The organism is Streptomyces lincolnensis (genome assembly GCF_001685355.1).
Classification (GTDB): Bacteria; Actinomycetota; Actinomycetes; order Streptomycetales; family Streptomycetaceae; genus Streptomyces; species Streptomyces lincolnensis.
Window position 1 is genome coordinate 8619566 of sequence record NZ_CP016438.1, and the last position, 23329, is coordinate 8642894.

At 71.3% G+C, this 23329-nt stretch carries 23 protein-coding genes; 16 read left to right on the forward strand and 7 right to left on the reverse strand.

The window, feature by feature from the left end; genetic code table 11:
• Window positions 1-5 precede the first annotated feature (5 nt).
• From SLINC_RS38020 to SLINC_RS38025, 3 genes are all read right to left on the reverse strand, one after another.
• Entirely contained in the window at window positions 6-2402 is a 2397-nt protein-coding gene (locus tag SLINC_RS38020) for a Tex family protein (RefSeq protein WP_067442970.1), read from the reverse strand.
• A gap of 144 nt (window positions 2403-2546) precedes the next feature.
• Window positions 2547-2678 (reverse strand): LPFR motif small protein, encoded by a 132-nt coding sequence (locus SLINC_RS49965; RefSeq protein WP_252100555.1) that lies wholly within the window; start codon window positions 2676-2678, stop codon window positions 2547-2549.
• Between the two features lie 117 nt (window positions 2679-2795).
• The gene (locus SLINC_RS38025; RefSeq protein ID WP_067442971.1) at window positions 2796-3665 is read right to left on the reverse strand and encodes an SCO6745 family protein; all 870 of its coding nucleotides are present in this window, start codon (window positions 3663-3665) and stop codon (window positions 2796-2798) included.
• A 114-nt stretch (window positions 3666-3779) separates the two neighbouring features.
• Here SLINC_RS38025 and SLINC_RS38030 point away from each other — a divergent pair, with 114 nt between their 5' ends.
• On the forward strand, window positions 3780-4739 hold the full coding sequence (locus SLINC_RS38030; protein WP_067442972.1) for a GlxA family transcriptional regulator: 960 nt from the start codon (window positions 3780-3782) through the stop codon (window positions 4737-4739).
• Between the two features lie 589 nt (window positions 4740-5328).
• Window positions 5329-5964, forward strand: coding sequence for a DJ-1/PfpI family protein (locus SLINC_RS38035; protein WP_067442973.1), 636 nt, complete (start codon window positions 5329-5331; stop codon window positions 5962-5964).
• On the opposite strand, the gene SLINC_RS38040 is transcribed toward SLINC_RS38035, so the two are convergent.
• A complete protein-coding gene (locus SLINC_RS38040) occupies window positions 5951-6700 on the reverse strand; it encodes an enoyl-CoA hydratase/isomerase family protein (protein ID WP_067442974.1) in 750 nt (249 codons plus the stop codon). The genes SLINC_RS38035 and SLINC_RS38040 overlap by 14 nt on opposite strands.
• Window positions 6701-6833: 133 nt before the next feature.
• Here SLINC_RS38040 and SLINC_RS38045 point away from each other — a divergent pair, with 133 nt between their 5' ends.
• Window positions 6834-7472, forward strand: coding sequence for an HdeD family acid-resistance protein (locus SLINC_RS38045; protein WP_067442975.1), 639 nt, complete (start codon window positions 6834-6836; stop codon window positions 7470-7472).
• 174 nt (window positions 7473-7646) lie between these two features.
• Window positions 7647-8156, forward strand: coding sequence for an ATP-binding protein (locus SLINC_RS38050; protein WP_067446143.1), 510 nt, complete (start codon window positions 7647-7649; stop codon window positions 8154-8156).
• Window positions 8157-8184: 28 nt separating this feature from the next.
• Here SLINC_RS38050 and idi read toward each other — a convergent pair whose 3' ends face one another.
• From idi to galE, 3 genes are all read right to left on the reverse strand, one after another.
• Entirely contained in the window at window positions 8185-8778 is a 594-nt protein-coding gene (gene idi / locus SLINC_RS38055; protein WP_067442976.1) for an isopentenyl-diphosphate Delta-isomerase, read from the reverse strand.
• Between the two features lie 230 nt (window positions 8779-9008).
• Complete coding sequence (locus SLINC_RS38060; protein ID WP_067442977.1) at window positions 9009-9950, reverse strand: cation diffusion facilitator family transporter; 942 nt, start codon at window positions 9948-9950, stop codon at window positions 9009-9011.
• A gap of 132 nt (window positions 9951-10082) precedes the next feature.
• Complete coding sequence (galE, locus tag SLINC_RS38065; protein ID WP_067442978.1) at window positions 10083-11060, reverse strand: UDP-glucose 4-epimerase GalE; 978 nt, start codon at window positions 11058-11060, stop codon at window positions 10083-10085.
• Between the two features lie 287 nt (window positions 11061-11347).
• Between galE and SLINC_RS38070 the strand changes: the two genes are divergently transcribed.
• From SLINC_RS38070 to SLINC_RS38120, 12 genes are all read left to right on the forward strand, one after another.
• Entirely contained in the window at window positions 11348-13135 is a 1788-nt protein-coding gene (locus SLINC_RS38070; RefSeq protein WP_067442979.1) for a DUF5941 domain-containing protein, read from the forward strand.
• The gene (locus SLINC_RS38075; RefSeq protein ID WP_067442980.1) at window positions 13132-13884 is read left to right on the forward strand and encodes a phosphocholine cytidylyltransferase family protein; all 753 of its coding nucleotides are present in this window, start codon (window positions 13132-13134) and stop codon (window positions 13882-13884) included. Before SLINC_RS38070 ends, SLINC_RS38075 begins: the two co-directional genes overlap by 4 nt.
• Window positions 13872-14933, forward strand: coding sequence for an iron-containing alcohol dehydrogenase family protein (locus tag SLINC_RS38080; RefSeq protein ID WP_067442981.1), 1062 nt, complete (start codon window positions 13872-13874; stop codon window positions 14931-14933). Before SLINC_RS38075 ends, SLINC_RS38080 begins: the two co-directional genes overlap by 13 nt.
• Window positions 14911-15690, forward strand: a complete 780-nt coding sequence (locus SLINC_RS38085; protein WP_067446151.1) for a CDP-alcohol phosphatidyltransferase family protein — start codon at window positions 14911-14913, stop codon at window positions 15688-15690. The genes SLINC_RS38080 and SLINC_RS38085 overlap by 23 nt, the downstream gene beginning before the upstream one ends.
• Window positions 15687-16571, forward strand: a complete 885-nt coding sequence (locus SLINC_RS38090) for a glycosyltransferase family 2 protein (protein WP_079164934.1) — start codon at window positions 15687-15689, stop codon at window positions 16569-16571. Before SLINC_RS38085 ends, SLINC_RS38090 begins: the two co-directional genes overlap by 4 nt.
• A 97-nt stretch (window positions 16572-16668) precedes the next feature.
• On the forward strand, window positions 16669-17598 hold the full coding sequence (locus tag SLINC_RS38095) for an ABC transporter permease (RefSeq protein WP_067442983.1): 930 nt from the start codon (window positions 16669-16671) through the stop codon (window positions 17596-17598).
• On the forward strand, window positions 17591-18370 hold the full coding sequence (locus tag SLINC_RS38100; RefSeq protein ID WP_067442984.1) for an ABC transporter ATP-binding protein: 780 nt from the start codon (window positions 17591-17593) through the stop codon (window positions 18368-18370). The genes SLINC_RS38095 and SLINC_RS38100 overlap by 8 nt, the downstream gene beginning before the upstream one ends.
• 386 nt (window positions 18371-18756) lie before the next feature.
• On the forward strand, window positions 18757-19659 hold the full coding sequence (hpnC, locus tag SLINC_RS38105) for a squalene synthase HpnC (protein WP_067446153.1): 903 nt from the start codon (window positions 18757-18759) through the stop codon (window positions 19657-19659).
• Window positions 19656-20606: a presqualene diphosphate synthase HpnD gene (gene hpnD, locus SLINC_RS38110; RefSeq protein ID WP_067442985.1), complete on the forward strand. Its 951-nt coding sequence runs from the start codon at window positions 19656-19658 to the stop codon at window positions 20604-20606. Before hpnC ends, hpnD begins: the two co-directional genes overlap by 4 nt.
• The gene (locus SLINC_RS50525; protein ID WP_220472922.1) at window positions 20606-20746 is read left to right on the forward strand and encodes a DUF6380 family protein; all 141 of its coding nucleotides are present in this window, start codon (window positions 20606-20608) and stop codon (window positions 20744-20746) included. Before hpnD ends, SLINC_RS50525 begins: the two co-directional genes overlap by 1 nt.
• Complete coding sequence (gene hpnE, locus SLINC_RS38115) at window positions 20743-22176, forward strand: hydroxysqualene dehydroxylase HpnE (protein ID WP_067442986.1); 1434 nt, start codon at window positions 20743-20745, stop codon at window positions 22174-22176. The genes SLINC_RS50525 and hpnE overlap by 4 nt, the downstream gene beginning before the upstream one ends.
• A 74-nt stretch (window positions 22177-22250) precedes the next feature.
• Window positions 22251-23315, forward strand: coding sequence for a polyprenyl synthetase family protein (locus SLINC_RS38120; protein ID WP_107406735.1), 1065 nt, complete (start codon window positions 22251-22253; stop codon window positions 23313-23315).
• The last annotated feature ends 14 nt before the right edge of the window (window positions 23316-23329 follow it).

Here is a 23329-nt window from a genome sequence, read left to right on the forward strand (position 1 = left end):
AGCCCCTACCGCTTCTTGGGATCGAGCAGCCCGGCCTTGCGCAGGGCATCGGCCATCGCACTGTTGGCCGGCGGCGGAGCCTGCCGCGACCCACCGCCCTGACTGCCCTGACCGCCCTGGCGCTGCTGCCGTTGCTGGCGCTGCTGAGGCGGACGCCCGCCACGCTGCCGACGCTCGCCCCCCGCGCCCTGCTGACCCTGCTCCTTCGGCGCCGCCTCGTCGTCGAGCCGCAGCGTCAACGAGATCCGCTTGCGCGGAATGTCGACGTCCAGCACCTTCACCTTGACGATGTCACCGGGCTTGACCACATCGCGCGGGTCCTTCACGAACGTCTTCGACAGCGCGGACACATGCGCCAGCCCGTCCTGGTGGACGCCGACGTCGATGAACGCCCCGAAGGCCGCCACGTTCGTCACGACCCCCTCCAGGACCATCCCGGACGACAGGTCGGAGATCTTCTCGACGCCCTCCTTGAAGGTGGCCGTCTTGAAGGCGGGACGCGGGTCGCGCCCGGGCTTCTCCAGCTCCCTGAGGATGTCCGTCACGGTCGGCAGACCGAAGGTCTCGTCCACGAACTGCTGCGGCGTCAGCGAGCGCAGCACCCCGGTGTTGCCGATCAGCGAGGCCACCTCCTGGCCGGCGGTCTTCACCATGCGCCGGACGACCGGGTAGGCCTCGGGGTGGACGCTGGAGGAGTCCAGCGGATCGTCGCCGCCGCGGATCCTGAGGAAGCCCGCGCACTGCTCGTACGCCTTCGGGCCCAGCCGCGGCACGGCCTTGAGCTGGGTGCGGGACTTGAACGGGCCGTTGGCGTCGCGGTGCGCCACGATGTTCTCCGCGAGCCCGGAGGTGATGCCGGAGACCCGGGAGAGCAGCGGGGCGGACGCCGTGTTCACGTCGACGCCCACGCCGTTCACACAGTCCTCCACCACCGCGTCCAGTGAACGCGACAGCTTCACCTCGGACAGATCGTGCTGGTACTGGCCGACACCGATCGACTTCGGGTCGATCTTGACCAGTTCGGCCAGCGGGTCCTGGAGCCGGCGCGCGATCGAGACGGCGCCGCGCAGCGACACGTCCATGTCGGGCAGCTCCTGCGAGGCGAACGCGGACGCGGAGTACACGGAGGCGCCCGCCTCGGACACCATCACCTTGGTGAGCTTCAACTCGGGATGCCTGGTGATGAGGTCACCGGCCAGCTTGTCCGTCTCGCGGGAGGCGGTGCCGTTGCCGATCGCGATCAGCTCGACCGCGTGCTCCTGGGCCAGCCGCGCCAGCTTGGCGATCGCCTCGTCCCACCGGTTGGCCGGGACGTGCGGGTGGATGACGTCCGTCGCGACGACCTTGCCGGTGGCGTCGACCACGGCGACCTTCACGCCGGTGCGGAACCCGGGGTCCAGGCCCAGCGTCGTGCGCGTGCCGGCCGGGGCGGCGAGCAGCAGGTCGCGGAGGTTGGCCGCGAACACCTGGACGGCGTCGTCCTCGGCGGCCGTGCGCAGCCGCATCCTCAGGTCGATGCCGAGGTGCACCAGGATGCGGGTGCGCCAGGCCCAGCGGACCGTGTCCTGGAGCCACTTGTCGGCCGGGCGGCCGCGGTCGGTGATCCCGAACCGGTGGGCCACCATCCCCTCGTAGGACGAAGGGCCCTCGGTCGCCTCCTCCGGCTCCAGGACGAGGTCGAGGACCTCCTCCTTCTCGCCGCGCAGCATCGCCAGAACACGGTGCGAGGGGAGTGCGGTGAAGGGCTCGGCGAAGTCGAAGTAGTCGGCGAACTTGGCGCCCGCCTCCTCCTTGCCGTCCCGCACCTTGGCGGCCAGCCGCCCGCGGACCCACATGCGCTCGCGCAGCTCGCCGATCAGGTCGGCGTCCTCCGAGAAGCGTTCGGTGAGGATCGCCCGGGCGCCGTCGAGGGCGGCCTGGAGGTCGGCGACCCCCTTGTCGGCGTCCACGAAGGCGGCCGCCGCGGCGAGCGGCTCCACCGTCGGGTCGGTGAGCAGGCCCTCGGCCAGCGGCTCCAGACCGGCCTCACGGGCGATCTGCGCCTTGGTGCGCCGCTTGGGCTTGAACGGCAGGTAGATGTCCTCCAGGCGCGCCTTGGTCTCCGCGGCCCGGATCCGCGCCTCAAGCTCCTCGGTGAGCTTGCCCTGCTCGCGCACCGAGTCGAGGATCGCCGCCCGCCGCTCCTCCAGCTCCCGCAGATAGCGCAGCCGTTCCTCGAGCGTGCGCAGCTGCGCGTCGTCGAGCATCTCGGTCGCTTCCTTGCGGTAGCGGGCGATGAAGGGAACCGTGGAACCGCCGTCCAGCAACTCCACGGCGGCCTTGACCTGCCGCTCCCGTACGCCGAGTTCCTCGGCGATCCTGCCTTCGATGGACCCTACTTCGATGGATCCGGGTGTCGTCACGATCCCGTACCGCCTTCTCCACTGGGGTTGCGCGGCAATTGTGGCAGGTGGCACCGACAGTCGGGGATCAGGGCGGCTCCCGGCGGGCCGGAACGGGCGCCCCGCCCGCGGCGCGAGGCCGCGGCCGGGCGAACGTCCCGAAGGTCAGGCCCGGCGGCTGCGGGTCGAGCCCGAGGCCCCGCCGAAGAGGCGGGCCAGCGCGCGGAACGGCAGGGTCACGACAGTGGCGATGGCCCCACCGATCTGGCGCAGTACGTCTGCGATCGCTCGGAACACGTGTTTCCCCTTTCCTCACCCGGCCACGATGACCGGGAAAGGACGGGTACCTCGCGGACGGCCGGACATGCTTGATCGCTCAGACCCGTTCAGTTCTTCCCGATCAGTTCTTCCCGATCAGTTCTTCCCGATCAGGTCCGCCGGGAAGGCGCCGGCGGCGAGCGCGGTGCGTGCGAATCCCGCGCCGAGCTCGGTCAGGCGCGTGACGCCGTCCGCGCCGAGGTGCTCGTAGGGGGCCCGGTCCAGGCGGTCCGTCTCCTGCTCGATCTCCTCGCGGAGTACGCGGCCCTGCTCCGTCAGCTCACCGCTCTCGTCCAGCACACCGCGCTCGCGCAGCCGCCCCACTGCCGCGTCCCAGTCCTCCCGGGTCCAGCCGCGGGTGCCGGAGACCCACTTCGGGGTCATGCCCTTGCCGGTCGCCGTGTGGGTCACCATCGCCTCCAGGCCGTCGAGCCCCACGGCCATCAGGACGGCGAGGTGCCCGTCGCCGCGGTGCTCGCGCAGCAGCGTGGCCGCGTGCCAGTACGCCAGGTGCGGCTCCTCGGGCACGGGCAGGTCGGCGTGCGCGGAGTACAGCGGCCGGGCACTGCGCGAACAGGCCTCGGCGGCGCGCAGGGCGAGTCGGGCGGCCTCGGCCATGTCCGCGCAGGCCACCGTCTCCTCGCCCAGCAGACGCCGCAGCGTCACGTCGACCGCACGGGCGCGGGCCGCCAGGACCTGCTCGGGCGTGGCCGTCGTCCACACCGCGGGCACGTGCTCGGCCACCAGCTCGTGCTTGTAGTTGTAGAAGGTCGCCGTCACCGTGCCGGCCCCGACCGGGCCCAGCGCGGCCGCCCGCACCGCGAAGTTCACGGCCCGGGGATGCGTGACGCCCAGCGCGCCCAGCTCCCGGCCCAGGTCGGGCGAGAAGTAGTGCGTCGAGTGCAGGGAGTTGAGCATGGTGTGACAGCGGCGGGCCGCGCGCGGCTCCAGGGCGACGGTAGTCATGACCCGCACGTTACCGACCGGTCGGTACCTTGCCGAGGCGGGGTGCGAGGCATGGCGGAAAAGGTGGGGAACTCGTCATTGCGGCCATCCGCTCGCGCGCCAACAATCGGAGGCATGGCGCAGCGAACCCTTCTCGTCGTCCTCTTCGACGGCGTTCAGAGTCTCGACATCACCGGCCCTGTCGAGGTCTTCGCCGGGGCCGAGACCCACACCCCGGGCAGCTACCGCATCCGTACGGCCTCGCTGGACGGGGCTCCGGTGCGCACCTCCAGCGGCCTGACCCTCGTACCGGACGAGTCCCTCGGGGACGTGCCCGCGCCGCACACCCTTCTTGTCCCGGGCGGCCAGGGCACCCGTGTTCCCGATCCGCGCCTGACCGACTGGCTGCGTGAGCACGGTCCGCGCGCCGAGCGGCTGGTGTCCGTGTGCACCGGCGCGATCCGGCTCGCCCAGGCGGGCCTGCTGGACGGCCGCCGGGTCACCACCCACTGGGCGTACTGCGAGAAACTCGCCCGCGACCACCCGGCGATCCGGGTCGAACCCGATCCGATCTACATCCGCGACGGACAGGTCTTCACCTCCGCGGGTGTCACCTCCGGCATCGATCTCGCCCTCGCCCTGGTCGAGGAGGACCTGGGCCGGGACGTGGCGCTCGCCATCGCCCGTCACCTGGTCGTCTTCCTGCGCCGGCCGGGCAACCAGGCCCAGTTCAGCGCCCAGCTCGCCGCCCAGACGGCCCAGCGGGAACCGCTGCGCGAGGTCCAGCGGTGGATCACCGAGCACCCCGGCGCCGACCTGACCGTCGACGCCCTCGCCGAGCGCGCCCGCCTCTCCCCGCGCCACTTCGCCCGCGCCTTCCACGCCGAGACCGGCATGCCCCCGGGCCGCTACGTCGACCGCGTCCGCCTCGAACACGCCCGCCGCCTCCTGGAGGACACCACCCACGGCATCGAGGAGATCTCCCGCACCAGCGGCTACGGCACCCCCGAGGCCATGCGCCGAGCCTTCGTCAAAACCCTCGGCTCGGCCCCCACGGAATACCGCCGCCGCTTCCACCCGACTCCGGCCCACTGATCACCAGGGGCCACCCACGGACACCCCGCCGTCGCCCCCTGACACCCGCCTGCCGGGTAGCTGAAGCTCGCCTGCTGACATCCGGCCCCGACTCGCTGAGCCTCGGAAGCCGTCCACCGACCCTCGCCCGCTGATGCCTGCCGCCTGCCCGCGACGTCCGACGTCGCCTCGGCTCCCAGGGCCGCTCGCTGACATCCCGTCCCGCTCGCCGACAACCTGCGCTGCCTGCTGATGCTCGCCCCCCACTCGCTGAGACCCGTGAGCCGTACACCGATCCCCGCCCTGCCGTGTGCCCGAGACGTCCGAAGTCGCCCCCGACCCCCGGGACCCGCCCGTTGACACACCGCCCCGCCCGCTGACCCCGACGGTTCCCGTCCGCCCAGTCCGGCGCTTGCCGACCGATGTCGCGCACGCACCGGCGCCACGCACTCACCGACCGGCGTTCCAGTGGTCACCCACTGCTCCTGACCCCGGAGTCACCCGCCCCCAGCCGGGCACGGCCCCGGCACCCACCTGCCGAGCCCCAACACCTGCAAGCGCGACCCTCAACGCCCACCCACCCCCAACCCCTCCCACCGAAAGGCCCCCGATGCAGATCGCCATCGTGCTCTTCGACCGCTTCACCGCCCTGGACGCGGTAGGCCCCTACGAGACCCTGGGACGGCTTCCGGGCGCGGAGACCGTCTTTGTCGCCGAGCGGACCGGTCCGGTGCGTACGGAGACCGGGAACCTCGCCATCACCGCGGACAGGACGCTCGCCGAGGTGCCGGACCCGGACATCCTGGTCGTGCCGGGCGGCCCCGGCCAGACCCCGCAGATGGAGAACGCGGCGCTGCTGGACTGGCTGCGCACCGCGGACGCCACGAGCGCCTGGACCACGTCGGTGTGCACCGGCTCCCTGCTGCTGGCGGCCGCGGGGCTCCTGGAGGGCCGCCGCGCGACCTCGCACTGGCTCGCGCTGGACTTCCTGAAGCGGTTCGGCGCAGAGGTGACCGAGGAGAGGGTGGTGACGGACGGCAAGTACGTCACCGCGGCCGGTGTCTCCGCCGGCATCGACATGGGCCTCACCCTGCTCGGCCGGATCGCGGGCGACGAACACGCCCAGGCCGTCCAGCTGTTGACCGAGTACGACCCGCAGCCGCCCTACGACGCCGGTTCCCCGCACAAGGCCCCGGCCCACCTGGTCCAGGAGTTCCGGTCCAGGAGCCGCTTCATCCTGACGTAGTCCATGTGAAGCGCGGAGGCCTGCGCTCCAGGAACGCGGCGACCCCCTCCGCGGTGTCGCCGCTGCCGCGTGCCTGCTCGGCCCAGTAGGCGTCCCGGTCGGCGCGCCCGTCGGCGAACTCCTTCGCCGCGGCCTGCGTCAGCTGCGACCGGGACGCCAGAATCCGGGTGAACTCCGCGACCCGCTTGCCCAGTTCGCCCACCGCCGCCACCTCGTCCACCAGGCCCGTACGCAGCGCCCGCTGCGCGTCGATCAACTCCCCGGAGTACAACAGGTACTTGGTCGTCGCCGGACCCACCAGCGCCACCAACCGCCGGGTGGAGGACGCCGGATACACGATCCCGAGCTTCGCCGGCGTCACCCCGAACAGCGCCCCCTCCTCGGCGAACCGCAGATCGCAGGCCGCCGCGAGCTGCGACCCGCCGCCCACGCAGTGACCGCGGATCGCCGCCAGCGTCGGCTTGGGGAAGGCCGCGAGAGCCTCCTCGGCCAGCACCGCGAGCCCCTGCGCCTCCTCGGGCGACTGACGCAGCGTGGAGATGTCGGCCCCCGCGCAGAACGTCCCGCCCGCACCGGTCAGCACCAGAGCCCGTACGCCCGGATCGGCGGCCAGGGTGTCGAGCAACGGCGGCAGCGCCCGCCACATCGCCGCCGTCATGGCGTTGCGCTTGGCCGGGTGGTGGACGACGACGGTGGCGACCGAGTCGACGACGTCGTGCAACAGCTGCGGCTCCATGCGCCGGATGCTATCCGCCCGCGCGCCGGATCGATCAAGAAGGTCCCGGGTGAGAGTTACGACACCGAGGGTAAAGGGGACTAAAGGTAAGAGAAGTGATCAAGGGGGATCCAAGGGGGATCAAGGAGGCGCGATGGCCAGGTCCACCCAGCCGAAGAGCGAGACGCAGAAGCTGAGCCGCGGTTTCGGCTGGCTCGCCGCACTCGGCGTGCTGCTCGTCCTCGCCGGACTCGTCGGGCTGATCTACACCGGCGTGGCCACCCTGACCTCGATGTTCCTCTTCGGCTGGCTGCTGCTGATCGGCGGCGCGGTCGGCCTGCTGCACGCGATCCAGGCGCGCGGCACCAACTTCTTCTGGCTCGGCGTGGTGGTCGCGGCCCTGAACATCGCGGCCGGCGCGGTGATCCTCCGCAGGCCGGAGGCCGCGGCCGAGGCGCTGACCATGTTCGCCGCCCTGCTCTTCCTCACCGGCGGGGTGTTCCGGCTGGTGGGCAGCGTGGTGGTGCGCGGACCGCAGTTCGGCTGGACCCTCGTCCAGGGCGCCTTCGGTCTCCTGCTGGGCATCCTGGTCCTGGCCTCCTGGCCGAGCAGCAGCAAGTACGTCATCGGCAGCTTCTTCTCCCTCGCCCTGCTCTTCGACGGCCTCGGCCTGATCGCCACCGGCTTCGGCGGTCGCCGTATCGTCGGCATCGTCTCCGAGCAGCTGACCGGGCAGGACGGCCGGCGGGACGAACCGGACGAGGCCGCCACGAAACCCGTACCGTCCGAATAGTTCGCGAAGTCGGCACCGACCGAACAACAGCGGTCTCTTGTTCGCCCAGGACTTGCACAGATGATCGGAAGCGCTCGATATCTGCTGACTTCTGGTCAGTCCAGCGGGGCGCCCGGGCCGGTTACCAACACTCATGACGTGGCGACAATCGAGCGCGAGGGTGGCGACCGGACGATGGATGACCATGGGCGCGGGTCCGGCCCACGCCCAGCAGGCGATACGGACGAGCCCCTCGACCCAAAACCGCCGGAGCCGCTGCCGTACGAGGGAGTGTGGCGTTTCACGGCCCCGGCCGCCGACGCCTCGGTCCCGCAGGCGCGGCACGCCGTACGGGACCTGTTGTACCGCCAGGGCGTGCCGATCCCGGGCGATCTGCTCCAGGGCGTGCTGCTGATCGTCTCGGAGCTGGTCACCAACGCCGTCCGGCACGCGGCACTGCTGTCGCCGATGCTCGCGGTGGAGGTCGCCGTCGGCGCGGAGTGGGTGCGGCTGTCCGTGGAGGACAACCATCCCTACCGCCCCACCGCCCTGGAGGCCGACCACGGCCGGACCGGAGGCCGCGGGCTGCTGCTGGTGCGTGAGATCACGCGCGAGGCGGGCGGTGTGTGCGACGTCGAGCACACGGCGAGCGGCGGCAAGGTGATCTGGGCCGCCCTGCCGTTCGTGCCGGCGCGGATCCCCTAGAGAGTCGTAGAGGGCCGTAGAGGGCGCGTCACCAGTCGGCGGACGGGCCCGTCAGTTCCTTGACCGCGGGCCGGGCCGCGTCCAGCACCGTCATGAACCACGAGGAGAAGGTGTCCTTGGCGTGCCGCTCCGCCAGCTCGTCGGGCGTCACGAACGCCGTCGCGCCGACCTCCTCCGGGTCGGGCCGCAGCGGTGCCTGCACCAGCCCCACGAAGAGGTGGTTGTACTCCTGCTCCACCAGACCCGACTCCGGGTCCGGGTGGTTGTAGCGCACCGTGCCCGCCTCGGCGAGCAGCGAGGGCGAGACGCCCAGTTCCTCGTACGTCCGCCGGGCGGCCGCCGCGAAGGGCGCCTCGCCGGGGTAGGGGTGGCCGCAGCAGGTGTTGGACCACACACCGGGGGAGTGGTACTTGCCGAGCGCCCGCTGCTGGAGCAGCAGCCGGCCCTGCTCGTCGAAGAGGAACACCGAGAAGGCGCGGTGCAACTGCCCCGGCGGCTGGTGGGCGGCGAGCTTCTCCGCGGTGCCGATCGTCGCACCGTTCTCGTCGACCAGTTCCAGCAGAATCGGCTCCGCGGTGCCGTTCGACGAACGGTGCGTCGCGGTGGCAGGTGTGATCGGCATACCCATCCTTCGCATCGGTCTTCGCGCCCCAGTGTGCCGTACGGATCCGGCACTCCCAGCAGGTGATCGTGCCCGGCGCGGCGGGCGCGGAACCGTCCGCGGCGGGGCTGTGAGCATGAGGACGCAGCGATGCACCGGATCGCTGCATTCCGCTCGAACCGGAGTTTCAGGGCTCGAACTGATGTCTGAGACAGAGCTTGTGATGTCTGGGCGGCAGAGCTTGTGATGCCTCAGTGGCAGAGCTTCGCCTCGTGCTCGGCGTGCCCGCTCGGCTCCAGCTGGAAGGTGCAGTGCTCGACGTCGAAGTGGTCGCCGAGGCAGCCCTGGAGCTCGTGGAGCATCTTCTCGTGGCCGATCGCGTTGAGGACGTCGGAGCGCACGACCACATGGGCGGACAGGACCGGCATGCCGGAGGTGATGGTCCAGGCGTGCAGGTCGTGGACGTCCTCGACCCCGTCCAGAGCCAGTATGTGGGCCCGCACCTCCGCGATGTCGACGCCCTTGGGGGCCGCCTCCAGCAGGACGTTGAGGGTCTCGCGCAGCAGCTTGAAGGTGCGCGGCACGATCATCAGGCCGATGACCAGCGAGGCGATCGGGTCGGCGGCCTGCCAGCCCGTGGTGAGGATCACCACCGCCGAGATCAGCACCGCCACCGAGCCCAGCGCGTCCGCGGCCACCTCCAGGAACGCGCCGCGCACGTTCAGGCTCTCCTTCTGGCCCCGCATCAGCAGGGTCAGCGAGATCATGTTCGCCACCAGGCCGATCGCGCCGAACACGATGGTCAGCCCGCCCTCGGTGGCGGTGGGCGTGACGAACCGGTGGATCGCCTCGTACAGGACGTAGCCGCCGACCCCGAGCAGCAGCAGGCAATTGGCGAGGGCGGCGAGGATCTCCGCGCGGGCGTACCCGAAGGTGCGCCGGTCGCTCGGCGGCAGGCCGGCGAAATGGATGGCCAGCAGCGCCATGCCGAGTCCGAGCGCGTCCGTCGCCATGTGGGCCGCGTCCGCGACCAGTGCGAGCGAGTCGGCGACCATACCGCCGACGATCTCGACCACCATGACGGTGAGCGTGATCGACAGCGCGACCCGCAGCCGCCCGCGGTACGCGGCCGTGGCCGTACCGCCGGTGGGCGCGTGTGAGTGCGCATGCCCGTGATCGTGCCCAGCCCCCATGAAAGCCGCCTCCTGTGATCTGTCCGGGATCACAGTCAACTACGGGTGGGGGGTATCTGGCAACGCGGCACTGAACACCGTTGTCATGTGCCCTGACCTGCGGAAACGATGCGCAGGTCAGGGCAGCCTCAGTTACTCCCCGTGATGCAGCTGCCAGCCCCGCCACGCCGACTCGACCATGTCCCGCACCCCGCGCCGGGCGGTCCAGCCGAGCTCCTCGGCGGCCCGTGCCGACGACGCGACCGCACGCGGCGCGTCCCCAGGGCGGCGGGCCTCGACGACCGGGGGACGCCGGTCCCCGGTCACCTCGCCGATCATCGTGATCAGCTCACGTACGGAAACGCCCTCCCCGCGACCGATGTTGACCGTCAGATCGCCGGCCTGGACCAGGTCGGTGCGGCCCAGCCGTCGGGCCGCCGCGAGATGCGCCTCCGCCAGGTCGGCCACGTGGATGTAGTCACGGACGCAGGTGCCGTCCGGCGTCGGATAGTCGTCGCCGAAGATCCGCGGGGCCTCGGCACGGGTGAGCCGGTCGAAGACCATCGGGACGATGTTGAAGACGCCCAGGTCCGCCAGGTCCGGAGCGGCGGCACCGGCGACGTTGAAGTAGCGCAGGCACACCGTCGAGATGCCGTGCGCCCGGCCCGCCGCCCGCACCAGCCACTCCCCGGCGAGCTTGGTCTCGCCGTAGGGGTTCACCGGCGCGCACGGAGTGTCCTCCGTGATCAGGTCCACGTCGGGGTTGCCGTAGACGGCCGCCGACGAGGAGAAGAGGAAGCGCTCGATCCCGGCCTCGGCGACCGCCGCCAGGAGCGCGGCGAGACCGCCGACGTTCTCCTCGTAGTAGTGCGCCGGCCGGGCCACCGACTCACCGACCTGCTTGCGCGCGGCGAGATGCACCACACCCGTCACCGCGTGCTCGGCGAACACCTGCTTGAGCAGGCCGGTGTCGTGGGCGGAGCCCTCGAAGAGCGGGATGTGGGCCGGCAGCCGCGCGGGCACCCCGGCCGAGAGGTCGTCCAGCGCGAGGACGCGCTCCCCGGCGTCGCTCATGGCCCGCGCCACGTGTGCCCCGATGTACCCGGCACCGCCGGTGATCAGCCATGTCATGGTCGCCCACCCTATGCCGAGACCCCGGAGCCCGGCGCAATGTCCCGGATGCCCGGTCTGGGAACGCAAGTTTGTGAGCGGGGCCCCGCATCACCGATGATGATCGCGGCAAAGGCCGGGGGAGACGGTGTTGATCGGCCCGTTAACGGGCGGTGAACGCGGCCTTCCGGCTATCCGATAGCCTCTGCCGACATGCCGCCCGGCTGGCTGCCGTGCCACGCCAAAGGGCGCCCCCACCATGCGACACGACCGGCGCCCGCGCGTCGGCACTCAGGGAGTGAGTTCGGTTGTCGACCGCCATCCTCACCGGCCAGCCGGTCCCCGGATCCTCGATCGAGGGCGATCTGCGGTCCCTCGGCTTCGAGGTGCGGGTCGCCGTCGACGCGGCCGACGCCGAGCGGCTCGTCGCCGAGGCGCCCTGCCGGCAGCGGGTCGCCCTGGTCGACGCCCGGTTCGTCGGCCATGTGCACGCCCTGCGCCTCGGCCTGACCGATCCCCGCTTCCCGCTCGCGGCGATCCCGGGCGCCATCACCGCCGACCCCGAGGGGCGTACACCCCTCACCCGTGCGCTGGCCCGCGAGAACTCGGCCGGCGGCGGCACCGCCCTGGCCGTCGACAGCCTCCCCGACCGCCTCGTCACCGCCCTGGACACCGACGGCGCCGAGGTGCACCGCCCCGAGCTCGGCAGCCTGGTCGCCGAGGTCCCCGCCGACCCGCAGGCCCGCAACGAGGCCCGGCAGGCCGTCGCGAACGTCGACGACGAGGCCGTACGCCTGAAGTCGGCCGTGAAGTCCCGCGACGGCTTCTTCACCACCTTCTGCATCAGCCCCTACTCCCGCTACATCGCCCGCTGGTGCGCCCGCCGGGGCCTGACCCCGAACCAGGTCACCACCGCCTCCCTGATCACCGCGCTGATCGCGGCGGGCTGCGCGGCCACCGGTACCCGCGGCGGCTTCGTCGCCGCCGGTGTCCTGCTGATCGCCTCCTTCGTCCTGGACTGCACCGACGGGCAGCTCGCCCGTTACTCCCTCCAGTACTCCACGCTCGGCGCCTGGCTGGACGCCACCTTCGACCGGGCCAAGGAGTACGCCTACTACGCGGGCCTCGCCCTCGGAGCCGCCCGCGGCGGCGACGACGTGTGGGCGCTCGCCCTCGGAGCGATGGTCCTCCAGACCTGCCGGCACGTCGTCGACTTCTCCTTCAACGAGGCCAACCACGACGCCACCGCCAACACCAGCCCCACGGCCGCCCTTTCGGACAAGCTCGACAGCGTCGGCTGGACGGTGTGGGTGCGGCGCATGATCGTCCTGCCGATCGGCGAGCGCTGGGCGATGATCGCGGTCCTCACGGCGGTCACGACCCCGCGGATCACCTTCTACGTCCTTCTCGTCGGCTGCGCCTTCGCGGCGACGTACACGACGGCGGGGCGGGTGCTGCGCTCGCTGACCCGGAAGGCACAGCGGACCGACCGGGCGGCCCAGGCGCTGACGGACCTGGCGGACAACGGGCCGCTCGCCTCGCTCGTTGCGCGTGTCACACGCACCCGTCTCGGCGCCCCGCTGCTGGTCGCCGCGGCCGGCACGGCCGTCCTCGTGGTGTCCCTCTTCTCCGGGGTGACCTGGGCGCCCGTCGTGGGCGCCGCCGTCTACGCGGTCACCGCCGGTCAGGCGCTGTACCGCCCCCTCAAGGGCGCCCTCGACTGGCTTCTCCCGCCGCTCTTCCGCGCCGCCGAGTACGGCACCGTCCTGGTCCTCGCGGCCCAGGCGGACGTGAACGGAGCCCTTCCCGCGGCTTTCGGGCTGGTGGCGGCCGTCGCCTACCATCATTACGACACGGTGTACCGCATCCGCGGCAACGCCGGAGCGCCCCCGGCCTGGCTGGTGCGCGCCATCGGGGGGCACGAGGGGCGGACGCTGCTCGTCACCGTTCTGGCCGCCGCGCTCTCCGCCTCGCAGTTCAAGGTCGCGCTCACGGCCCTCGCCGTGGCCGTGGCTGTGGTGGTGCTCCTGGAGAGCATCCGCTTCTGGGTGTCCTCCGGGGCCCCCGCCGTACACGATGAAGGAGAACCCGCATGATCGGCCTCGTGCTGGCGGCCGGCGCCGGACGGCGTCTGCGCCCCTACACCGACAGCCTGCCCAAGGCGCTGGTGCCGGTGGGGCCGGCGGGCATAGAGGGCGAACCCACGGTTCTGGATCTGACCCTCGGCAACTTCGCCGAGATCGGTCTGACCGAGGTCGCGGTCATCGTCGGCTACCGCAAGGAAGCCGTGTACGCGCGCAAGGCGGCGCTGGAGGCGAAGTACGGCCTCAGGCTCACCCTCATCGACAACGACAAGGCCGAGGAGTGGAACAACGCCTACTCCCTGTGGTGCGGACGTGACGCCCTCAAGGACGGCGTGATCCTCGCCAACGGCGACACCGTCCACCCGGTCTCCGTCGAGAAGACGCTGCTCGCCGCCCGCGGTGAGGGCAAGAAGATCATCCTCGCCCTCGACACGGTGAAGAGCCTGGCCGACGAGGAGATGAAGGTCGTCGTCGACCCCGCCAAGGGCATGACGAAGATCACCAAGCTGATGGACCCCGCCGAGGCGACCGGCGAGTACATCGGCGTGACCCTCATCGAGGGCGACGCCGCCCCGGAGCTGGCCGACGCGCTGAAGACGGTCTGGGAGACCGACCCGCAGCAGTTCTACGAGCACGGCTACCAGGAGCTCGTGAACCGCGGCTTCCGGATCGACGTGGCGCCGATCGGCGACGTCAAGTGGGTGGAGATCGACAACCACGACGATCTCGCCCGCGGACGGGAGATCGCGTGCCAGTACTGACCCGACTCATCCCCTCGCCGCTCGTCGTCGACATCCGCCCGGGTGCCCTCGACGACCTGGGCTGCGTCCTCGCCGACGAGCGCATCTCGCACTCGGGCAAGCTGGCCATCGCGGTCAGCGGCGGCTCGGGCGCCCGGCTGCGCGAGCGGATCGCCCCGACGCTGCCCGGCGCCACCTGGTACGAGGTCGGCGGCGGCACCATCGACGACGCGGTCCGGCTGGCGAGCGACATAAAGGCCGGCCACTACGACGCGGTCGTCGGCCTCGGCGGCGGGAAGATCATCGACTGCGCCAAGTTCGCGGCGGCCCGCGTCGGCCTCCCGCTGGTCGCCGTCGCCACCAACCTCGCGCACGACGGCCTGTGTTCACCGGTCGCCACCCTCGACAACGACGCGGGCCGCGGCTCCTACGGTGTGCCGAACCCGATCGCGGTCGTCATCGACCTCAACGTCATCCGTGAGGCACCCGTCCGCTTCGTCCGCTCCGGCATCGGCGACGTCATCTCCAACATCTCCGCGGTGGCGGACTGGGAACTGGCCAACCGCGTCAAGGGCGAGAAGGTCGACGGTCTCGCCGCGGCGATGGCCCGCCAGGCCGGCGAGGCGGTGCTCAGGCACCCGGGCGGCGTCGGCGACGACGCCTTCCTCCAGGTCCTGGCCGAGGCGCTGGTCCTCACCGGGATCGCCATGTCGGTGTCGGGCGACTCCCGCCCGTCCTCCGGCGCCTGCCACGAGATCAACCACGCCTTCGACCTGCTGTTCCCCAAGCGGGCCGCCGCCCACGGCGAGCAGTGCGGACTGGGCGCGGCCTTCGCGATGTACCTGCGCGGAGCCCACGAGGAATCGGCCTACATGGCCGAGGTACTGCGCCGGCACGGGCTGCCGGTACTGCCGGAGGAGATCGGCTTCACGGTGGACGAGTTCGTCCGCGCCGTGGAGTACGCACCGGAGACCCGGCCCGGCCGCTACACGATCCTCGAACACCTCGACCTCAAGACCGAACAGATCAAGGACATCTACGCCGACTATGTCAAGGCCATCGGTAGCTGAACTCCGTCCGGTCGTCCACCCCGCAGGGGTGAAGGACCGGCGCAGCGGTGAGCACTGGATGGGGCGCCTCTACATGCGTGAGGTGTCCCTGCGGGTCGACCGCTACCTGGTGACCACCAGGGTCACTCCCAACCAGCTCACGTACCTGATGACCGTATGCGGTGTACTCGCGGCCCCGGCACTTCTGGTGCCGGGGATCCCGGGCGCCGTGCTCGGCGTGGTCGCGGTCCAGCTGTACCTGCTGCTGGACTGCGTCGACGGTGAGATCGCGCGCTGGAAGAAGCAGTACTCGCTCAACGGCGTCTACCTCGACCGGGTCGGCGCCTATCTGACCGACGCGGCCGTGCTGGTCGGCTTCGGCCTGCGCGCCGCCGATCTGTTCGGTTCCGGCCGTATCGACTGGCTGTGGGCCTTCCTCGGCACCCTGGCCGCGCTCGGCGCGATCCTGATCAAGGCCGAGACGGACCTGGTCGGTGTGGCCCGCCACCAGGGCGGGCTGCCCCCGGTCAAGGAGGCGGCCGCCGAGATGCGCTCCTCCGGCATGGCGCTGGCCCGCCGGGCCGCCGCCGCGTTCCAGTTCCACCGGCTGATCCTCGGCATCGAGGCGTCCCTGCTGATCCTGGTGCTGGCGATCGCCGACCAGGCGCGCGGTGACCTGTTCTTCACCCGCCTCGGCGTCGCGGTGCTGGCCGGGATCGCCCTCCTCCAGACCGTCCTGCACCTGGTGTCCATCCTCGCCTCCAGCAGGCTGAAGTGAGCACGGGCATGAAGGTCGGCGCCGTCATCATCACCATGGGCAACCGGCCCGACGAGCTGCGCGCCCTGCTCGACTCGGTCGCCAAGCAGGACGGCGACCCGGTCCAGGTGGTCGTGGTCGGCAACGGCTCGCCGGTACCGGACGTCCCCGACGGCGTACGCACCATCGAGCTGCCGGAGAACCTCGGCATCCCCGGCGGCCGCAACGTCGGCATCGAGGCCTTCGGCCCCAGCGGTCGCGATGTCGACATATTGCTCTTCCTCGACGACGACGGTCTCCTCGCGAGCCACGACACCGCCGAGCTGTGCCGCCAGGCCTTCGAGCACGACCCGAAGCTCGGCATCGTCAGCTTCCGCATCGCCGACCCGGACACCGGCATCACCCAGCGCCGCCACGTGCCCCGCCTGCGCGCCTCCGACCCGATGCGCTCCTCCCGCGTGACCACCTTCCTCGGCGGCGCCAACGCCGTCCGCACCCAGGTCCTCGCCGAGGTCGGCGGACTGCCGGACGCCTTCTTCTACGCCCATGAGGAGACCGACCTGGCCTGGCGGGCCCTGGACGCCGGCTGGATGATCGACTACCGGTCCGACATGGTGCTCTACCACCCCACGACCGCCCCCTCGCGGCACGCGGTCTACCACCGCATGGTCGCCCGCAACCGCGTCTGGCTCGCCCGCCGCAACCTGCCCGCGCTCCTGATCCCCGTCTACCTCGGCGTCTGGCTGCTGCTCACCCTGGTGCGGCGCCCGTCGCGGCCCGCCCTGAAGGCATGGTTCGGCGGATTCCGGGAAGGCTGGACGACTCCCTGCGGACCGCGCCGGCCCATGAAGTGGCGTACGGTGTGGCGGCTGACCCGACTGGGCCGGCCCCCCGTCATCTGACAAGCTCGTCCAGAAGAGCACCGGGGCCGGACCGAGGTCCCGGGGACTCATGCCAGGCCGCACAGGCCGCGCATCCCGAAGACGAAAGTTTCCACCAGTGAGTGAGACAACGCATGACGGCCCGGTCGCGGTGAGCGCGCCCGCGCCGCCCGACGAGAGCCTCACGGCGGCACAGCTCGCCGCCAAGCACGGGCTGACCGTGAGCGGCGCCCGGCCCTCCCTCGTCGAGTACGTCCGCCAGCTCTGGGACCGGCGCCACTTCATCCTCGCCTTCTCCCGGGCGAAGCTGACCGCCCAGTACAGCCAGGCCAAGCTCGGCCAGCTGTGGCAGGTGGCCACCCCGCTGCTGAACGCGGCCGTGTACTTCTTCATCTTCGGCCTGCTCCTGGAGGCCGACCGGGGTATGTCCCGCGAGGTGTACATCCCCTTCCTGGTCACCGGCGTGTTCGTGTTCACCTTCACCCAGAGCTCGGTGATGGCGGGCGTGCGCGCGATCTCCGGCAACCTCGGACTGGTCCGCGCCCTGCACTTCCCGCGCGCCTCGCTGCCCGTGTCCTTCGCGCTCCAGCAGCTCCAGCAGCTGCTGTTCTCGATGCTCGTGCTGTTCGCCATCGCGATCGGATTCGGCCATTACCCGGACCTGTCCTGGGTGCTGATCGTGCCGGTGCTCGTCCTCCAGTTCTGCTTCAACACAGGCCTCGCCCTGATCATGGCCCGGGCGGGCTCCAAGACCCCGGACCTCGCACAGCTGATGCCGTTCGTGATGCGTACGTGGATGTACGCGTCCGGGGTGATGTTCTCCATCCCGATCTTCCTGCGGGACAAGCCGGAGTGGATCGCGAACATCCTCCAGTGGAACCCGGCAGCGATCTACATGGACCTGATGCGCTTCGCGCTCATCGACAGCTACGGCTCCGAGTACCTCCCCGACCACGTCTGGGCGGCCGCCGGCGGATGGGCCGTTCTCTTCGCGCTCGGCGGCTTCGTGTACTTCTGGAAGGCGGAGGAGAGGTACGGCCGTGGCTGATCACGTCAACGACGAGCTCGTTCCCACCGTCATCGCGGACGACCTGCACATCGTCTACCGCGTCAACGGTGCCAAGACCGGCAAGGGCAGCGCCACCGCGGCCCTCAGCCGCATCCTCAAGCGCGGCGAGGAACGCGGTGTGCGCAAGGTGCACGCGGTTCGCGGCGTCTCCTTCGTCGCCTACCGCGGCGAGGCCGTCGGCCTGATCGGTTCCAACGGCTCCGGCAAGTCCACCCTGCTGCGGGCCATCGCCGGCCTGCTCCCGGCCGAGAGCGGCAAGGTCTACACCGACGGCCAGCCCTCCCTCCTCGGCGTCAACGCGGCCCTCATGAACGACCTCACCGGCGAGCGGAACGTCATATTGGGCGGGCTCGCCATGGGGATGTCCCGCGAGCAGATCAGGGAGCGCTACCAGGAGATCGTCGACTTCTCCGGGATCAACGAGAAGGGCGACTTCATCACCCTGCCGATGCGCACCTACTCCTCCGGTATGGCGGCCCGCCTGCGGTTCTCCATCGCCGCGGCCAAGGACCACGACGTCCTCATGATCGACGAGGCCCTGGCCACCGGCGACCGCAAGTTCCAGAAGCGCTCCGAGGAACGCATCCGGGAACTGCGCAAGGAGGCCGGCACGGTGTTCCTCGTCAGCCACAACAACAAGTCGATCCGTGACACCTGCAACCGCGTCCTGTGGCTGGAGCGCGGCGAGCTGCGCATGGACGGCCCGACCGACGAGGTCCTCAAGGAGTACGAGAAGTTCACGGGCAGGTAGTCCACCCGCCCCGGACGAAAAGGACCGCCCCGCTTCCCCGGGCCCTGCCGGAACTGCTCCGGCGGGGCTCCGCGTCTGCAAAGGAAACGTCAACTTCCGCCCCGCTTGGGAATCTTGACACCAATCGGTGTGTTGTTGTGATGTCCAGGACACCCCGACGAACCGCAGAGCGTTGTACAACGTAAGCTGTACCGGTCCCGAATCGCGGCAAGTAGGGCGATAACGCGCCACCCCCTGTGCCCGGACAGCCGCACGAACGGCCGGGCGGCGTGTCCGAAATAGTGTGCCCTGGGTCTGCGGTGTAGAACGGGAGATGTGACGGCAATGGCTACGGAAACTCCCCAGCTCCACGCAGCATGTGCCGTCCCCGCACCGGGCGGCCGGCGGTGACGGGAACCGGCAGGGCCCGCCCCGGTGAGACGGAGCGCGGCACCCTCGACAAGGCGGCCGCGGAGAACTTCCCCGTGGCCCCCTTCTTCCTGCCCAGGGCCTGGCGCACCGACCTGATGGCCGTCTACGGCTTCGCCCGCCTCGTCGACGACATCGGCGACGGCGACCTGGCCCCCGGCGGCGCCGACGCCCGGCTGCTCGGGGTCCCGCCCGCCGAGGCCGACGACCGCCTGGTGCTGCTGGACGCCTTCGAGACCGACCTCCGCCGCGTCTTCGACTCGACCCCCCACCACCCGTTGCTGCGCCGCCTCCAGCCGACCGTCCGCCGGCGCGCGCTGACCCCCGAGCCGTTCCTCGGCCTGATCGCCGCCAACCGCCAGGACCAGCTCGTCACCCGCTACGAGACCTACGACGACCTGCTCGCCTACTGCGAGCTGTCGGCCAACCCCGTCGGCCGTCTCGTGCTCGCCGTCACCGGCACCTCGACCCCCGAACGGGTCCGGCTGTCCGACGCGATCTGTACGGCCCTTCAGATCGTCGAACACCTTCAGGACGTCGCCGAGGACCTCGGCCGCGACCGCGTCTACCTCCCCGCCGAGGACATGAAGCGCTTTCATGTCCAGGAAGCGGATCTCGCCACGAAAACCGGGGGCGCATCGGTGCGCGCCCTGGTTGCATACGAGGCGCAACGCGCCCGCGACCTCCTGAATGAAGGCGCCCCCCTCGTGGGTAGCGTCCACGGCAGGCTGAAACTGCTGCTCGCAGGGTTCGTGGCGGGAGGAAGGGCGGCGATCCACGCGATCGCCGCCGCCGATTACGACGTACTTCCCGGCCCGCCCAAGCCCGGCAAGCTCCGGCTGCTGCGTGAGGTGGGCGTCACTCTGCGAGGAGAGGGGTGATCCGGACCGTGGAGTGGGAACCGCACGTGTCCGCACCGGTACTCGCCGCCTACAGCTACTGCGAGGCAGTGACCGGACAGCAGGCCCGTAACTTCGCGTACGGCATCAGACTGCTGCCGACGCCCAAGCGTCGCGCGATGTCGGCGCTGTACGCCTTCTCCCGGCGCGTCGACGACATCGGCGACGGCGCGCTGGCCGACGGCATCAAGACGGAGAGACTCGAGGACACCCGGAAGCTGCTCACCCGGATCCGCGCGGGCGTGGTCGACGAGGACGACATCGACCCGGTCGGCGTCGCCCTGGCGCACGCCGCGGAGACCTTCCCGATTCCGCTCGACGGCCTCGACGAGCTCATCGACGGCGTGCTGATGGACGTCCGCGGCGAGACCTACGAGACCTGGGACGACCTGAAGGTGTACTGCCGCTGCGTGGCGGGCGCCATCGGCCGGCTCTCCCTCGGCGTGTTCGGAACCGAACCGGGCGCGCGCGGTGCCGAACGCGCCTCGGAGTACGCCGACACGCTGGGGCTGGCGCTCCAGCTCACCAACATCCTGCGGGACGTCCGGGAGGACGCCGAGGGCGGGCGGACCTATCTGCCCGCCGACGACCTCGCGAAGTTCGGCTGCTCGGCCGGCTTCAAGGGGCCGAAACCACCGGAGGGCGCCGATTTCGCGGGCCTCGTGCACTTCGAAGTGCGACGGGCCCGCGCTCTTTTCGCCGAGGGCTACCGGCTGCTCCCCATGCTCGACCGGCGCAGCGGCGCCTGTGTCGCCGCCATGGCCGGCATCTACCGCCGCCTCCTCGACCGCATCGAGCGCGACCCGGAGGCCGTGCTGCGTGGCCGGGTCTCGCTGCCCGGCCGGGAGAAGGCGTACGTCGCCGTGCGCGGCCTGTCCGGCCTGGACGCCCGGCATGTGACCCGGCGGACCGTCAGGAGGCGCGCCTGATGGACAATCCGGTCCAAGGTGATGCCACCGGCGAAAAGCGGCACGCAACCCTCCGGTGGGGGACCGCGTCCCTGACTGCGACGGCCTGCCGTGGCCGGTTCACCACGCACGGCGGGTGCTCGGGGGAGGGTGCACGATGACCGACGGTACGCAGTCGGAAGGGCCACGCACGGCCGCGACGGGACGATCCGGTTCCGGGCGTGACGCCGTCGTGATCGGCGGCGGGCTCGCCGGTGTCACCGCCGCGCTCGCCCTCGCCGACGCCGGTATCGGCGTCACGCTGCTCGAAGGCCGGCCACGCCTCGGCGGGCTCGCCTTCTCCTTCCAGCGCGACGGCCTGACCGTCGACAACGGACAGCATGTGTACCTGCGCTGCTGCACCGCCTACCGCTGGTTCCTCGACCGCATCGAGGGCACGGCGCTGGCACCCTTGCAGAACCGTCTCGACGTGCCGGTGCTCGACGTCGACAAACCCGAGGGACGGCGGCTGGGCAGACTGCGGCGCGACGCGCTGCCGGTACCCCTGCATCTGGGGCGCAGCCTCGCGACCTACCCGCATCTCTCGCTCGCCGAACGCGCCAGAGTCGGCCGTGCCGCGCTCGCGCTCAAGGGGCTCGATCTCGCCGATCCGAGCCTGGACGCAACCGACTTCGGCAGCTGGCTGACCGCGCACGGTCAGTCGGCGCGTGCCGTCGAGGCCCTGTGGGACCTGGTCGGTGTCGCCACTCTCAACGCGGTCGCGAAGGACGCCTCACTGGGGCTCGCCGCGATGGTGTTCAAGACCGGTCTGCTGTCCGACCCGGGCGCGGCCGACATCGGATGGGCGCGCGTCCCGCTGGGCGACCTGCATGACCGGCTCGCCCGCAAGGCGCTCGACTCCGCGGGCGTGCGTACCGAAGTCCGTACACGCGTCACCTCCATCTCTACCGACGACAACGGCCGTTGGAGCGTCCAGGTTCCCGGCGAGACGCTCACCGCGGACGCGGTCGTGCTCGCCGTACCGCAGCGCGAGGCGCACGATCTGCTGCCCGCGGGGGCGCTCGACGCTCCCGAACGGCTGCTGGAGATCGGCACCGCGCCGATCCTCAACGTCCACGTCGTCTACGACCGGACGGTCCTCGCCAGGCCCTTCTTCGCGGCCCTCGGCACCCCGGTGCAGTGGGTGTTCGACCGCACCGAGGCCTCCGGGCTCCCGCAGGGGCAGTACCTCGCCCTGTCGCAGTCGGCGGCGTGGGACGAGATCGACGAGCCGGTCGCGACGCTGCGCGAGCGCTACCTGCCCGAGCTGGAGCGGCTGCTGCCGCGCGCGCGGGGCGCCCGGGTGAAGGACTTCTTCGTCACCCGGGAACGGACGGCGACGTTCGCCCCCACCCCCGGCGTCGGGCGCCTCAGGCCCGGCGCCCGCACCAAGGCGTCCGGCCTGTACCTGGCCGGAGCGTGGACCGCCACCGGGTGGCCCGCGACCATGGAGAGTGCGGTCCGCAGCGGTGTGAGCGCGGCACAGGCCGCTCTCGACGCCCTGGGCCGGCCCCGCCCCCGCCACCTCTTCGCGTTCGAGGAGGCGGCCTGATGCTCGATCAGCACGGCTCGGCACATTCCCGCACCCCCTCCGTCACCGCAACAAGAGGAGAAACAGTGCCCACTGTGCCCCCGGCCTCGACGGCCGCTCGAGAGACCGCGGTGGACGTGGCCGCGCTCCTGGAGCGCGGCCGGACCCTGGCCACACCGGTGCTGCGGGCGGCCGTCAACCGCCTGGCGGCTCCCATGGACACCGTTTCCGCCTACCACTTCGGCTGGATCGACGCCCAGGGCAACCCCGCGGACGGTGACGGCGGCAAGGCCGTGCGGCCCGCGCTCGCGGTGCTCTCCGCCGAGGTCACCGGCGCGGCGCCCGAGGTCGGCGTCCCCGGCGCGGTCGCCGTCGAGCTGGTCCACAACTTCTCGTTGCTGCACGACGACCTGATGGACGGCGACGAACAGCGCCGCCACCGCGACACGGTGTGGAAGGTGCACGGCCCCGCCCAGGCCATCCTGGTCGGCGACGCCCTGTTCGCCCTGGCCAACGAGGTCCTGCTGGAACTCGGCACTGTCGAGGCCGGCCGCGCCACCCGTCGCCTGACCACCGCCACCCGCGCCCTGATCGACGGCCAGGCACAGGACATCTCCTACGAGCACCGCGACCGCGTCAGCGTCGAGGAGTGCCTGGAGATGGAGGGCAACAAGACCGGCGCCCTGCTCGCCTGCGCCAGCTCCATCGGCGCCGTCCTCGGCGGTGCCGACGACCGCACCGCCGACACCCTGGAGACGTACGGCTACCACCTCGGTCTCGCCTTCCAGGCCGTCGACGACCTGCTCGGCATCTGGGGCGACCCCGTCTCCACCGGCAAGCAGACCTGGAGCGACCTGCGTCAGCGCAAGAAGTCCCTGCCGGTCGTGGCCGCGCTCGCGGCGGGCGGCGCCGCCTCCGAGCGGCTCGGCGAGATGCTCGCCGCCGACGCCAAGAGCAACGACTTCGAGAACTTCTCCGAGGAGGAGTTCGCGGCCCGTGCCGACCTCATCGAGAAGGCGGGCGGCCGCGAGTGGACCGCCGAGGAGGCGCGGCGCCAGCACACCGTCGCCATCGAGGCCCTGAACGCCGTCGACATGCCCGACCGGGTGCGGGACCGCTTCACCGCGCTCGCCGACTTCGTCGTCGTACGAAAGAGATGATCACTATCGGTCGA